This is a genomic window from Micromonospora haikouensis, assembly GCF_900091595.1.
Lineage (GTDB): Bacteria > Actinomycetota > Actinomycetes > Mycobacteriales > Micromonosporaceae > Micromonospora > Micromonospora haikouensis.
Genome location: NZ_FMCW01000043.1, coordinates 1 through 12,957 on the forward strand (window position 1 = coordinate 1; position 12,957 = coordinate 12,957).

The following is a 12,957-nucleotide window of genomic DNA, read 5'->3' on the forward strand; positions in this document are numbered from 1 at the left end:
TTGGGTGATCCGATTGAGGTGGAGGGTTTGACGCGGGCGTGGCGGGAGTTCACGTCGCGGACGCAGTTCTGTGCGATTGGTTCGGTGAAGTCGAACATTGGTCATTTGGAGCCGGCTGCTGGGTTGGCTGGTGTGGTGAAGGTGTTGCTGGCGTTTGATCGGGAGTTGATTCCGCCGACGTTGCACGTCAACCGGCCGAATGATCACATCCGGTTCGAGGAGTCGCCGTTCTTCGTGGCGGATCAGGTCGTCGCATGGCCTCGGGTGGCGGGTGTGCCGCGGCGGGGTGCGGTGTCGGCGTTCGGGATGGGTGGGGTGAATGCTCACGTCATTCTGGAGGAGCCGCCGGTCGCCGCTCCGCGTGAGGTGGTGTCGCAGGAGTCGTTTGTGGTGAAGGTGTCGGCGTCGAGTGTGGAGGGTGTGCGGCGTTTGGCGGGTGATTATGCGCGGGTGTTGTCGGGTGTGGGGACGAGTGGTGTGGGGGATTTCGGGTTTACGGCGAATGTGGGTCGGGCGTCGCATCGGTTCCGGGTGGCGGTGTCGGGTGTGGATGGTGTGGGTGTGGCGGAGGGGTTGTCGGCGGTGGCGGCGGGTGATCGTGCGGTGGGCCGTCTGGTGAATGCGGCGCCGGTGTCGGTGTTCGTGTTTTCGGGTCAGGGTTCGCAGTATGCGGGGATGGCTCGGGGTTTGTATGGGGTGGAGCCGGTGTTCCGGGCGGCGTTGGACGAGTGTGCGGGGCTTGTTGCCGGTGAGGTGCCGTTGTTGGAGTTGTTGTTCGGTGGTCGGGGTGGGGAGTTGGTGCAGACGCGGTTTGCGCAGGTGGGGATTGTTGCGGTGCAGGTGGGGTTGGTGCGGTTGTTGGAGTCGTGGGGGGTTCGGCCGGGGTTGGTGGTGGGTCATTCGGTGGGTGAGTTGTCGGCCGCGTGGGCGGCGGGGGTGTTCGGGTTGAGGGATGTGTTGGGGTTGGCGGTGGTGCGGGGTTCGTTGATGCAGGGGCAGCGGTCGGGTGGGGCGATGGCGGCGGTGTTCGCTGATGCCGAGGTGGTGGGGTCGGCGGTGGTCGCTTATCCGGGGTTGGAGGTGGCGGCGTGGAATGGGCCGCGGAGTGTGACGGTGTCGGGGCCGGTGGATGTGGTGGATGCGTTCTGTGTCAACTCTGGTTTGCGGTGTCAGCGGTTGGTGGTGAGTCATGCGTTTCATTCGGAGGCGATGGTGGGGGCGGTGGGGCCGTTTGCGGAGGCGGTGTCGCGGGTGGTGGTGTCGGCGCCGCGGATTGGTTTTGCGTCGTCGATTTCGGGTCGGTGGCATGACGCGGGGTCTGTGGCGGATGGTGGGTTGTGGGGTGGGGGGATTCGGGGGCCGGTGTTGTTTGGTGAGGCGTTGGGGTTGGTGGGTGCGGCTGGTGGTGGGGTGTTCTGGGAGATTGGTGCGCATCCGGTGTTGACGGGTCTGGGTCGGCAGGTGTTGCCGGATCCGGGGTTGGTGTGGTTGTCGACGTTGCGCAGGGATCGTTCGGATCAGGTGCAGGTGCATTCCGCGGTGGCGGAGTTCTACAGCCGTGGTCTGGGTGAGGTGGACTGGGTGGGGGTGCATGCCGGTAAGGGGCATCGCACGACGACCATTCCCACCTACCCCTTCGAACGCCGGACGTACTGGGTCCCCAATGGACGAGACGAGTCGAGAATCGTCGCGACGAGCCGTCCCGCTTCCTTGAGGGAGGAAACACGCAAACCTAAGATCCACCTCTACCCGCCCGCTGAGGGAATCTCTGTCGTGAAGGACCGGATGCAATGACTGGCGAATACGGACTCAAGCGCCACTTCAACGGTGACGCCGCCCGCCTCATCGGTGGGAAGATCCGCGAGGTCCACCCGGAGTTCGACGTCGAGGACTACGCCGTCGAGGTCGAACGGCGGATCCCCGGAAAGGAGCTGAAGGACCGGGTCCTCGTCTTGGCGGAGGGGCTGCGCAGCCGGCTCCCACAGGACTACCCCGAGAGCGTGCGCATCCTCGTGTCGATCCTCGGCGACGAACTCGCCGAGGGGGAGGGGATGTTCAACGTCAGCTGGTACCTCATGCCGGTGGCCCGGTTCGTCGAGGAGTACGGCCTGGACCACCCGGAGGTGTCCCTCGACGCCCTCGTCGAGATCACCAAGCGGCACACCGCCGAGTACGCCATCCGCCCGTACATCGAGCAGCACTACGACCTGACGATGAAGCGGATGGCCGACTGGGCGCGCGACCCCAGCCACAACGTGCGCCGCATGGCCAGCGAGGGCACCCGTCCCCGCCTGCCCTGGGCGCGCACGCTCACCATGTTCGTCAAGGACCCGCAGCCCGTCCTGGAGATCCTCGAACCGCTGCGCAGCGATCCGTCGGAGTACGTCCGCAAGTCCGTCGCGAACAACCTCAACGACATCTCCAAGGACGCACCCGACGTCGCGTTGGCCACCGCGCTGCGCTGGCAGCAGGAGAGCCCGACGCCGGAGACCGCCTGGATCGTCCGGCACGCGCTGCGCACCCTGGTCAAGAAGGGCAACCAGGAGGCCCTCGCGATCGTCGGCGTCACCGGCGGCGAGCACATCCGCGTGCCGTCGATGCGGCTGTCGCCCCGGTCGCTGACCCTCGGCGAGTCGACCCTCATCCGCCTCGACGTCGAGAACACCGACAGCCGTCGGCACACCGTCGCCGTCGACTACGTCGTGCACCACGTGCGCAAGAACGGCCAGAGCATCCCGAAGGTCTTCAAGCTCACCACCCTCGAACTGGCCCCCGGCGAGCGCCGGACGGTGGAGAAGTCCCACCCGGTGCGGGAGGTCTCCACCCGGCGCTACTACCCCGGCGAGCACCTCGTCGACATCCAGGTCAACGGCCAGGTCCTGGCCACCGACAGATTCGACCTGCGGCTGTGAGCGCCCACCGGACCCCGCTGGCCGCCGACGACCCGGTGCTGCGCGACCACCGGATCGGCGGGACGCCCGTGCTGGCCGCGGCGGCGCAGGTCGACGCCATGCTCACCGCCTGCGACGCGGCGCGGCCCGGCGGGAGCTGGAGCCTGGAACAGGTCGCGTTCCTCGCGCCGCTGCGGGTGCCGCCCGGCACGACCGTCGAGGTCGAGACCACGCTGACCGACGACGGGGAGTGCGCGCTCGGCTCGTGGGAGCCGGGCGCGTCCAGCCCGACGCCGCACAGCCGCGCCCGGGCCACCCGCTCCGCGCTGCCGCCCCCGCACTACCTGGACGTGGCCCAGCTGCGCGCCGGCTGCGTCGACGAGGTGCCGCTGGCCGCCGTCGCCGACTGGCGGCGGGGCAGCGGCATCGAGTACGGCCCGACCTTCCACGCCATCCGCGCCGCCCACCGGGGGCCGGGCCGGATGCTGGCCCTGCTCCGCGCGTCCGGGGGGCTGACCGACCCGCACCTCGTCCCGCCGGCGCTGCTCGACAGCGTCTTCCAGTGCCTCGGGATGCTCGACGACGGCACCGCCGGGGGGTGCCTGCCCTGGTACGTGGGGCGGGTCACCGTCCGGCGGCGGGTCACCGGCACCGTCCTGGCGCTGGTCGAGCGCACCGACCCGCAGGGCGCGTCCGGCGGTGCGGTGCGCGGGCGGGCCACCGTCTGCAACCAGCAGGGCGAGGTGCTGCTCGAACTGGACCGGATCATCCTGAAGGCGCCGGGGCGGGCCGGCGGATCCGACCGCCCGGCGGGGGCACCGGCCCGGCACCGGCCGGTCCCCGCCGGGTCGGTCACCGCCGTCACCTGGCAGCCGGTCACCCCGACCCCGGAGCCGGAGCCGACCGGCGGCCACACCTGGCTGGTGTCGCGCGAGCTGTCCGGCGGGTCGCCCGACGACGGGCCCGTGCTGCTCGACCCGACGGACCTGCACGACGAGCACGTCGACCGGGCGCGCGCGCAGACCCCGCCGGCCGAGGTGGTCTACGTCGCGCCGCGCGGGGTGCGGGACGCCGACGAGGCCGCCGCCGTCCTCCAGGGCGTGTTCACCCTGGTCCGGCGGCTCGCCGCGCAGCCGCCGATGCCGGCGCTCACGATCGTCACCAACGCCGCCCACCAGGTCACCGGCGGCGAGCCGGTCGAGCCGGTGCAGACCGCGCTGTGGGGGCTGGCGCGCACCCTGCGCATCGAGCACCCGCAGGTCCGCGTACGCCTGGTCGACCTCGGCCTCGGCGGTGCCACGCCCCCGCCGACGCTCGACGAGGTGCGCCACGGTGAGGCGGAGCTGGCCTGGCGCGACGGCACCTGGTATGCCCCGGCGCACCCGGCGGTCGACGCCACCCCGGGCGAGCGGGCGGGGCGGGCGGTCGGCGGCCGGTTCCTGATCACCGGCGGGCTGGGCGGCATCGGCCTGCACGTGGCGGAGTCCCTGGCCGGCGCGGGCTGCGCCCACCTCACGCTGGTGGGCCGGACGGTGCCGACGCAGGGGCCGGCGCGGGACCGGTTGGACAAGCTCGCCGCCGCCTGCGACCTGCGGGTCCTCGCCGCCGACGTGCGCGACCTGCCGGCGGCGCTGGCCGACGCGGAGCCGTTCGACGGCGTCTTTCACGCCGCCGGCGTCCTGCGCGACGGGCTGGCGCGCAGCCTGTCGCCCGAGCGCGTCGACGAGGTGTTCGCCCCGAAGATCGGCGGGGTGCACGCGCTCGACGCGGCGTTCGGTGCGCGGGCGCGCCCCGGGTACGTGGTGCTGTTCTCCTCGATCTCGGCGACGCACGGCAACCTCGGCCAGAGCTCGTACGCCTGCGCCAACGCCTACCTCGACGGCTACGCCGCCCGCCGCCGGGCCGAGGGGGAGGCCTGGTACAGCCTCGGCTGGGGCCTGTGGGCCGTCGGCATGGGTGAGCGGGTCGCCGACGCGGCGGCGGCGCGTGGCATCCCGGCGCTGCCCGCCGACGACGGCGTCGCGCTCCTGCGGCACACCCTCGGGCTGCCGCCCGGCAACTACGTCCTGTCCGCAGTCGACACCCCGAAGGACGACGAGATGACGACCCCTGTGACCTCTCCCGACACCCGGCTGTGGCCGGAGCTGTCGGCGATCCTGAAGCGGACCCTGCACGTCGCCGAGGTGTCGCCCGAGGACAACCTGCTGGACCTGGGGCTGGACTCGATGATGGCGGTCGAGGTCTCCGCCGCGCTGGCCGGCGCGGGCGTCGAGATCGACCCGGCCACCTTCTTCGACCACCCCGGCGTCGGCGCGCTGCTGCGGCACCTGGAGGGGCTCCCGCGCGCCGCCACCACGACGGCGCCCGCACCGCCCGCACCGCCCGCGTCGCCCGCCGCGCCCCCGGCGGCCGGCCCCGCCGGGCCGCCCGCGCCGGTCGCCGTACCCCCGGTGGCGGCCGCGTCGCCCGCGGCCGTCGGGTCGGGCGGGCCGGCGGCGCACCGGTTCGTCCCGGACTGGGACCGGTTCCGTGACGGCGACGGCGACGCGGTCGTGCGCCGCCCGGCCGGGCGCACCGCCGAGCCGGCGGCGGTCGACGGACGGCCCCCGGCGGCGAACGGGCGGCCCGCCGCCGCGCAGCCCCCGGCGGCGGCGAACGGGCGGCCCGCGCCGGCCCCCGCCGCCGGCCACCGCCCGGCCCCGGCCGGACCCCCGCCGGCCGCGCCCCGGCCCGCCGGGCCGCCCGGCGTCGCCGCCCCTCTCGGCGGTGCGGTTCCCCGCCGCACGCTGCCCGGCCGGCTCGCCGACCGCCCGGACGGCACCTTCCTCGACCGGCGCATCGACGCGCTGTCGGTGGACGACCGGCTCGTCATCGCGCGGGACGACTACTTCTACGAGCCGGTCATCGAGGAGTCCAAGGGCGCCTGGATCAAGTTCGACGGCCGGTGGTTCCTCAACTTCGCCTCCTACAGCTACCTGGGGCTCATCGGCCACGACTACATCAACCACCAGGCGCAGCGCGCCCTGGAGCGGCACGGCACCGGCGCGCACGGGGTCCGGCTGCTCGCCGGCACCCTGCACCTGCACCGCGAGCTGGAGCTGGCGATCGCGCGGTTCGTCGGCGCCGAGGACGCCATCGTCTACACCAGCGGCTACATGGCCAACGTGGCGACGGTCGGCGCGCTGGTCGGGCCGGGCGACGTGGTCATCGGCGACGTCTACAACCACGCGAGCATCCTCGACGGCTACCGGCTGTCCGGCGCGACCGTCATCACGTACGCCCACAACGACCTGGCCGACCTGGAGCGGGCCCTGCGCCGGGCGGGCGACGCCGGCAAGCTGGTCGTCACCGACGCGGTGTTCAGCATGGACGGCGACGTCGCCGACCTGCCCGGCATCCTGGAGCTCTGCGAGCGCCACGACGCCCCGCTGATGGTCGATGAGGCGCACAGCCTCGGCGTGCTGGGCGCCACCGGCCGGGGCATCACCGAGCACTTCGGCATCGACCCGGCCCGGATCGCGGTGAAGATGGGCACCCTGTCCAAGACGGTGCCGAGCACCGGCGGCTACGTGGCGGGCTCCAGCGACCTGATCTTCGCCCTGAAGAACAACGCCCGGGGCTGGATGTTCTCCGCCGCCGGCACCCCGATGCAGGTGGCCGCCGCGCGGGCGGCCGTCGAGGTCATGGAGGCGGCCCCGCACCTCACCGGCGAGCTGCGGGCCCGCACCGACCGGTACCGCGCGCAGCTGCGCGCCCTCGGCTTCGACACCCTCGGCAGCGTGACGCCGGTGGTGCCGATCATCTGCGCCAGCGCCGGCCAGGCCCAGGAGATGGCCCGGCTCTGCCAGCACGAGGGCATCTTCGTCCAACCCATCGTCTATCCCACCGTGCCCAAGGCGCTGCCGCGCCTGCGGACCATCGTCAACCTCAGCCACTCCGTCGACGACCTCGACCACGCCGTCGCCGTCTTCGCCGACGCCGGCCGGCGGGTCGGGCTCATCGCCTGAGGGCAGCCGGGAGCGTTCCGGTCGCGACACCACCCGTGTAGCCGGCCGCCCGCAGCGGGCGGCCGGCGGAAGAAACCCCGTCGAGAGGAGACCACAGTGAGCGACATCGACAGCAGGGCGTTCTTCGGTGCCGTCCTGAAGGCCATCGCCTGCACCCGCAACCACAACCCGGACGAGTCCGGCTACGCCGAGGGCGTCCTCGCGCCCACGGCCCGCATCCGCGAGTTCGAGAAGGAGCTGGGCGACCGGCCGCTCGGCCCCGCCGAGGTGGACCAGGTCCTCGCCTGGCTCGACTCCACGTTCCGGACCAAGCACACCCCGGCCGAGGAGCGGGAGCACTACCTGCGGCGCGTCGCCGAGGTGACCGGACAGACCCGGGCCCAGGCGGCCGTCGCCGCGTAACCGGTCGCCCTCCCCGAGCGGGCCGCGGCGTCGACACCCCCCCGTCGGCGTCGCGGCCCCGACCACCCCTTTGACCCGAGCGCCAAGGACGTCGCACATGCCGAATCTCGCCTGGTACAGCCACGAGGTCTGCTTCTGGCACGACCCCGGCCAGGGGTCGGGCTACCTGCCGGTCGGCCCGGGCATCGAACCCCTGCGCCAGTTCGCCGTCGACCCCGACCTGCGCCGCGCCGAGGGACTGGTGCGGATGGCCGGGGTGCTGGACCACTACACCCAGGTCACCCCCGCGCCGGCCGGCGACGACGCCCTGCTGCTCGTGCACACCCGCGAGCACGTCGACCGCGTCGAGGCGGCCTCCGCGCTCGGTGCCGGCGACGCCGGGGTGTACGCGCACGTCAACCACCACAGCGCCCACGCCGCCCGGGTGGCCGTGGGCGCCTGCGTGCAGGCCACCGAAGCCGTGCTCGACGGGCGGCACGACCGGGCGTACTGCCTCGTCCGGCCGCCCGGGCACCACGCCGAGCCCGACCGGGCGATGGCCCTCTGCCTCTACAACAACGTGGCGATCGCCGCGCGGGCGGCCCAGCGGCACGGCGTACGCCGGGTGCTGGTGCTCGACTGGGACGTGCACCACGGCAACGGGATCCAGCGCACCTTCTACACCGACCCGGACGTCCTCTACGTCTCGATCCACCAGGAGGGGCTGTTCCCGCCCGCCTCGGGCCTGGTCACCGAGACGGGGGAGGGCGCCGGGGCGGGGCGCACCCTCAACGTGCCGCTGCCGGCCGGCTCGGGGCACGAGGCGTACCTGGCGGCGCTGACCCGGCTGGTCGAGCCGGCGGCCCGCGCCTTCGGCCCGGAGCTGATCCTCGTGGCGGCCGGCCTCGACGCGGGCGGCCACGACCCGATGGGCCGGATGATGTGCACCAGCCGGACCTTCCACGCCATGACGGCCCGGATGTGCGCCCTCGCCGACGAGCTGACCGGCGGGCGGATCGTCCTGGCCCACGAGGGCGGCTACTCGGCGTGGTACCAGCCGACCCTGGTGCTGGCCGTCGCGTCGGCGCTCGCGGGCCTGCCGGAGCCGCCCGATCCCTTCCTGCACTCGCTGGAGCACCTGCCGGGGCAGCGCCTGCGACCGCACCAGAACCGCGTGCTCGCCCACCTCGAAGCCCACCATCCGCTGCTGGCGTGAGGACGACGATGAACCCCTGGTTGCTGAAGGTGGGCGGCGGCGCACGACCGGCCGCCGCAGCCGGGCCGGACGCCCCGTGGGCGCGGCTGGTGGCGCTGCCGCACGCCGGCGGCTGGCCCTCGGCGTTCCGGTCCTGGACGCGGGTCGTCCCCGCCGGGGTCGAGTTCCTGGTCGCCCAGCTGCCCGGCCGGGGCCTGCGCGCCGCCGAGCCGCTGCTGCGGCGGGTCGAGCCGCTCGTCGACGGCCTTGCCCGGGCGCTCGCCGAGCGGGACCCCCTGCCGTACGCGATCGTCGGGCACAGCTTCGGCAGCGTGCTCGGCTACGAGCTGACCCGGGCGATGGAGCGGGCGGGACTGCCGCCGCGGCACCTCGTCGTGTCGGCCCGGCAGCCGCCCTGCTTCCCCAGCGAGCCGCCGTACGGGCACCGGCGCACCGACGCCGAAATGCTGGAACACCTCGTGGACATCGGCGGCATCGCCCCCGACCTGCTGCACCGGGCGGACCTGGTGCGACCCGCGCTGGCCGCGATCCGCGCCGACCTGGAGGCCATGGAGACCTACGAGCGGCCGGCCACCGGCACCGGCGTGCCGATCCTGTCGTTGGGCGCGGCGGACGACCCGATCGTCGTCGCCGACCGGCTGCACCTGTGGTCGCTGGAGACGACGGGGCCCTTCGCCCGCCGGTTGTTCACCGGCGGCCACTTCTACCTGTACGAGCCATACGTCGCCGAGGCGGTGGTCACGCACCTGACGACCCACTGTTTCCCCCGTCCGGCGACACATGAAGAAAGGATCCACATTGAGCACCACGATCGAACCGCAGCACCGGGCGGGCCCCCGGGAATGGCTCGGCCTGGCAGTGCTGGCGCTGCCGACGCTCCTGCTCTCCATCGACATGAGCGTCCTGCACCTCGCGGTGCCGCACATCAGCGAGAGCCTGTTGCCCAGCGCCCCGCAGATGCTGTGGATCATCGACATCTACGGCTTCATGATCGCCGGGTTCCTGGTCACCATGGGGACCCTCGGTGACCGGATCGGCCGGCGGCGGCTGCTGCTGATCGGCGCCGCCGCGTTCGGCGTGGCCTCCGTGGTCGCCGCGTACGCCGACACGCCGGCCATGCTGATCGCCTCGCGCGCCGCCCTGGGCGTCGCCGGGGCCACCCTGATGCCCTCCACCCTCGCGCTGATCAGCAACATGTTCCAGGACGCGCGCCAGCGGGGCGTCGCCATCGCGGTCTGGGTCACCATGTTCTCCGTCGGCATCGCGCTCGGCCCCGTCGTCGGGGGCGCGCTGCTGGAGTACTTCTGGTGGGGCTCGGTGTTCCTGCTCAACGTGCCGATCATGGCCGTGCTGCTGGTGGCCGGGCCGCGGCTGCTGCCGGAGTACCGGGACGCCGACGCCGGCCGGCTCGACCTGGCCAGCGTGGCGCTGTCCCTGGCCGCGATCCTGCCGATCATCTACGGCCTGAAGGAGCTGGCCAAGGAGGACGCGGGCCCGCTGCCGCTGCTCGCCGTCGTCGCCGGCCTGGTCGTCGGGGTGTTCTTCGTCCGCCGGCAGCGTGCCCTGGCCAGCCCGTTGATCGACCTGCGGCTGTTCCGCAACCGCCCGCTGGCCACGGCCCTCGTGGCGATGCTGTTCAGCATGCTCATCGCCGGCGGGACGTACCTGTTCGTGACGCAGTACCTGCAACTCGTCGTCGGGCTCTCGCCGCTGCGGGCCGGGCTCTGGCTGCTGCCGGCGGCGCTCGCGTTGATCGTCACGTCCATGCTGTCGCCGGTGCTGGCGGGGAAGATCGCGCCGGCCCGGGTGGTGGCCGCCGGCCTGGCGGTCTCGGCGGTCGGGCACCTGATGCTCGCCCTGCTCGACAGCCAGGGCGGCCTCACCCAGCTGGTGGTCGGCTTCCTGCTCGTCTACGCCGGTGGCGGCCCGCTCATCGCGTTGGGCACCGACATCGTCGTCGGGTCGGCGCCCCCCGAGCAGGCGGGCTCCGCCTCCGCCGTGTCGGAGACCAGCACCGAGCTGGGCATGGCGCTCGGCGTCGCCATCCTGGGCAGCGTCGGCGCGATCGTCTACCGCAGTCAGTTCACCGCCCCCGAGGGCTCGGCCGCGGGCGACACCCTCGCCGCGGCCGTCGCCGCGGCGCAGCAGCTGCCCGGCGACGCGGGCGCGGCGCTGCTGGCCGCCGCCCGGGACGCCTTCACCGGCGGCCTCAACCTCGTCGGGGCGATCAGCACCGTGATCACGGTCCTGCTCGCGGTGGCGGTGCTGACCATGGTCCGCGACCGCCCGGCCGGCGACGCCGAGGCCGGCGCGGACGACGCCGTGCCGGCGCAGGCGGCCTCCTGACGGCCGGCCGTCCCGGCGGGTCACCGCCCGCCGGGACGGCTACCGCCCGGTGACGGCCGGCTCGGCGGGTGACGGGTCGGCCTGCGGGAGGCGGAACGGCACGGGGTCGGTGAGTTCACCGACGAACGCGCCGTCGACCCGGTCGAGGAAGCCGATGAGCGCCCACCCCCGGTCGCCGTCGGGGACCAGGCGGGGCGCATAAAGGTGCGGGTGTGGGACGGGGCGCGCGGCGGCCACGTCCCAGGGGCCGCGCACGCTCGGCGCGTCCGCCACCCAGATCCGGTGGTCGCGCAGGCGCGGGTCCGCGACGGCGTTGGTGCAGAACAGCAGGAGGGGCCGGCCGTCGACGACGGCGACCTGCGGCACCTCCAGGTGGCCAAAGCCGGCGGGCGCGGACAGCGGCGGCCGGACGGTCCAGGTGACCAGGTCGGGTGAGGTGGCGTGCCCGATGACGCCCCGCCCGCCGGCCGGGCCCCGGTTGGCGCGCGCGGTGACGAGCATGTGCCAGCCGTCGCCGTCGGGGTCGGCGAAGACCCAGGGGTCGCGCCAGGCCTGCTCGTACCACGCGTCCCGGTCGAGCAGCTCGTACCAGGTCGGGTCGGCCTCCACGAGGGGGCCGTCGCCGTGCCGGTGCCAGGTGGTCAGGTCGTCGGAGACGGCCAGCCCGACGCGCTGGACGAGGCCGCCCTCGGCGCGTCCGACGCCGGTGTAGAACAGGTGCCACCGCCCGTCGGGGCCGCGGACGGTGCAGCCGGTCCAGGTGGCCAGGTCGTCCCAGGCGGGCGCGTCGGCGGGCACGAGCGCGTCGGGGAGCAGGGTCCAGGAGCGCAGGTCGGTGGAGACGGCGTGCCCGATCGACGCCCGGTGGTGGCGGCGCTCGGGGTCGTGCAGGGCCCGGGAGGCGCGCAGGAAGAACACGTGCCACCGGCCGTCGTCGTCCTGGACGTACCAGCTGTCCCACACCCAGTGGTCCGGCAATCGCAGCATGGCCGGCAACCTATCAGTGAATCGGTTTAGCAACCACCTCGGCCGGCGGTGGCGGCGCTCACCGGTCTACGCCGGGGCCCGCCTCGGCGCGGGGACGCCGGCGGCCGGCGCGGCGACGGACCGGCGGCGGCGCAGCGGCATGGGGACGTACGACGGCCCGGCGTCGCCCCCGTCGAGCACGAGCTCCACGGCGCGACGGCCCATCCGCTCGTGCGGCAGGGCGGCGGTGGTGAGGCCGGGGCGCAGCCAGGCGGCGATGGGATCGTCGTCGAACGAGACGACGGAGATGTCCTCGGGGATGGCCAGGCCGGCCTCGCCGAGGGCCTGGTACGCCCCGAAGGCCAGCCGGTCGTTCATGCAGACGACCGCCGTCGGCCGGGGCGAGCGGGACAGCAGGTTGCGCATGGCGGCATACCCGTGCTCCGGCAGCCACTCCGCGCAGAAGCACTCGGCGAGCAGTCCGACGTCGGCCGCGGCGAGGGTGGCGCGGATCCCGCGCAGGCGGGCCGGCGCGGCGATGGAGACCTCGGGATCGCCCTCCTTGAGGCGGTTGCGGCCGATCAACGCGATGCGGTCGCGGTGGCCGTGCGCGAGCAGGGCCTCGACGAGGGCGACGGCCGCCTGCTCGTCGTCGGGTAGCACGCAGGGCCGCTCGTCGGGGCTGACGGCGTTGAGCAGCACCACCGGGCCGCCGAGGATGGCGGGGGGCACCGTGAGCCGGCGGGTGGCCATCGCCGCGTAGACGACGCCGTCGACCTGGCGGTCGAGCATCGCCTCGATGGCGTACCGCTCGAACGCCGCGTCGCCCTGGGTCTCGGTGATCAGCAGCACGTGGTCCCGTTCCCGGGCGGCGTCCAGCGCGCCCCGGATCAGGTCACCGGCGAACCGGGTGGTGGCGACGATGTCGGAGACGAACGCGATGGTGGCCGTCTTGCGGGTGCGCAGGCTGCGCGCGGCCATGTTGGGCCGGTACCCGAGCTCCTCGGCGGCGGCGAAGACGCGTTGGTGGGCCTCCGCGGACAGCCGGGTCCCCTCCCGCCCGTTGAGCACCATCGAGGCGGCCGTCTTCGACAGTCCGGCCAGCCGCGCGACATCGGCCAGGGTTGCTCTGTTGCGGCCCATGACTCCT

General features: G+C 73.7%; 8 protein-coding genes and 1 pseudogene. 7 read left to right on the forward strand and 2 right to left on the reverse strand.

Translation table 11 applies throughout. The features are described 5' to 3' along the window. From GA0070558_RS29750 to GA0070558_RS29780, 7 genes and pseudogenes are all read left to right on the forward strand, one after another. On the forward strand, positions 1 to 1,794 hold a 1,794-nt coding region (locus GA0070558_RS29750), incomplete at its 5' end, for an acyltransferase domain-containing protein (protein ID WP_141722364.1). Next, a complete protein-coding gene (locus GA0070558_RS29755; RefSeq protein WP_043963496.1) occupies positions 1,791 to 2,912 on the forward strand; it encodes a DNA alkylation repair protein in 1,122 nt (373 codons plus the stop codon). The genes GA0070558_RS29750 and GA0070558_RS29755, both read left to right, overlap by 4 nt. Next, entirely contained in the window at positions 2,909 to 6,898 is a 3,990-nt protein-coding gene (locus tag GA0070558_RS29760; protein ID WP_218107132.1) for a bifunctional SDR family oxidoreductase/pyridoxal phosphate-dependent aminotransferase family protein, read from the forward strand. The genes GA0070558_RS29755 and GA0070558_RS29760 overlap by 4 nt, the downstream gene beginning before the upstream one ends. 96 nt (positions 6,899 to 6,994) lie before the next feature. Then, positions 6,995 to 7,300, forward strand: a complete 306-nt coding sequence (locus GA0070558_RS29765; protein WP_077937879.1) for a hypothetical protein — start codon at positions 6,995 to 6,997, stop codon at positions 7,298 to 7,300. Between the two features lie 97 nt (positions 7,301 to 7,397). Next, complete coding sequence (locus tag GA0070558_RS29770) at positions 7,398 to 8,495, forward strand: class II histone deacetylase (protein ID WP_091286021.1); 1,098 nt, start codon at positions 7,398 to 7,400, stop codon at positions 8,493 to 8,495. 8 nt (positions 8,496 to 8,503) lie between these two features. Next, a pseudogene (locus GA0070558_RS34715) lies at positions 8,504 to 9,235 on the forward strand (thioesterase II family protein); the annotation flags it as partial. Between the two features lie 40 nt (positions 9,236 to 9,275). Beyond that, positions 9,276 to 10,841, forward strand: a complete 1,566-nt coding sequence (locus tag GA0070558_RS29780; protein ID WP_091286025.1) for an MFS transporter — start codon at positions 9,276 to 9,278, stop codon at positions 10,839 to 10,841. Between the two features lie 39 nt (positions 10,842 to 10,880). Here the strand turns inward: GA0070558_RS29780 and GA0070558_RS29785 are convergent, their stop codons facing one another. Both GA0070558_RS29785 and GA0070558_RS29790 read right to left on the reverse strand, forming a co-directional pair. Continuing rightward, positions 10,881 to 11,828 (reverse strand): glycoside hydrolase family 68 protein, encoded by a 948-nt coding sequence (locus tag GA0070558_RS29785; protein WP_091286030.1) that lies wholly within the window; start codon positions 11,826 to 11,828, stop codon positions 10,881 to 10,883. 66 nt (positions 11,829 to 11,894) lie between these two features. Further along, entirely contained in the window at positions 11,895 to 12,950 is a 1,056-nt protein-coding gene (locus tag GA0070558_RS29790; RefSeq protein ID WP_091286033.1) for a LacI family DNA-binding transcriptional regulator, read from the reverse strand. Positions 12,951 to 12,957 lie beyond the last annotated feature (7 nt).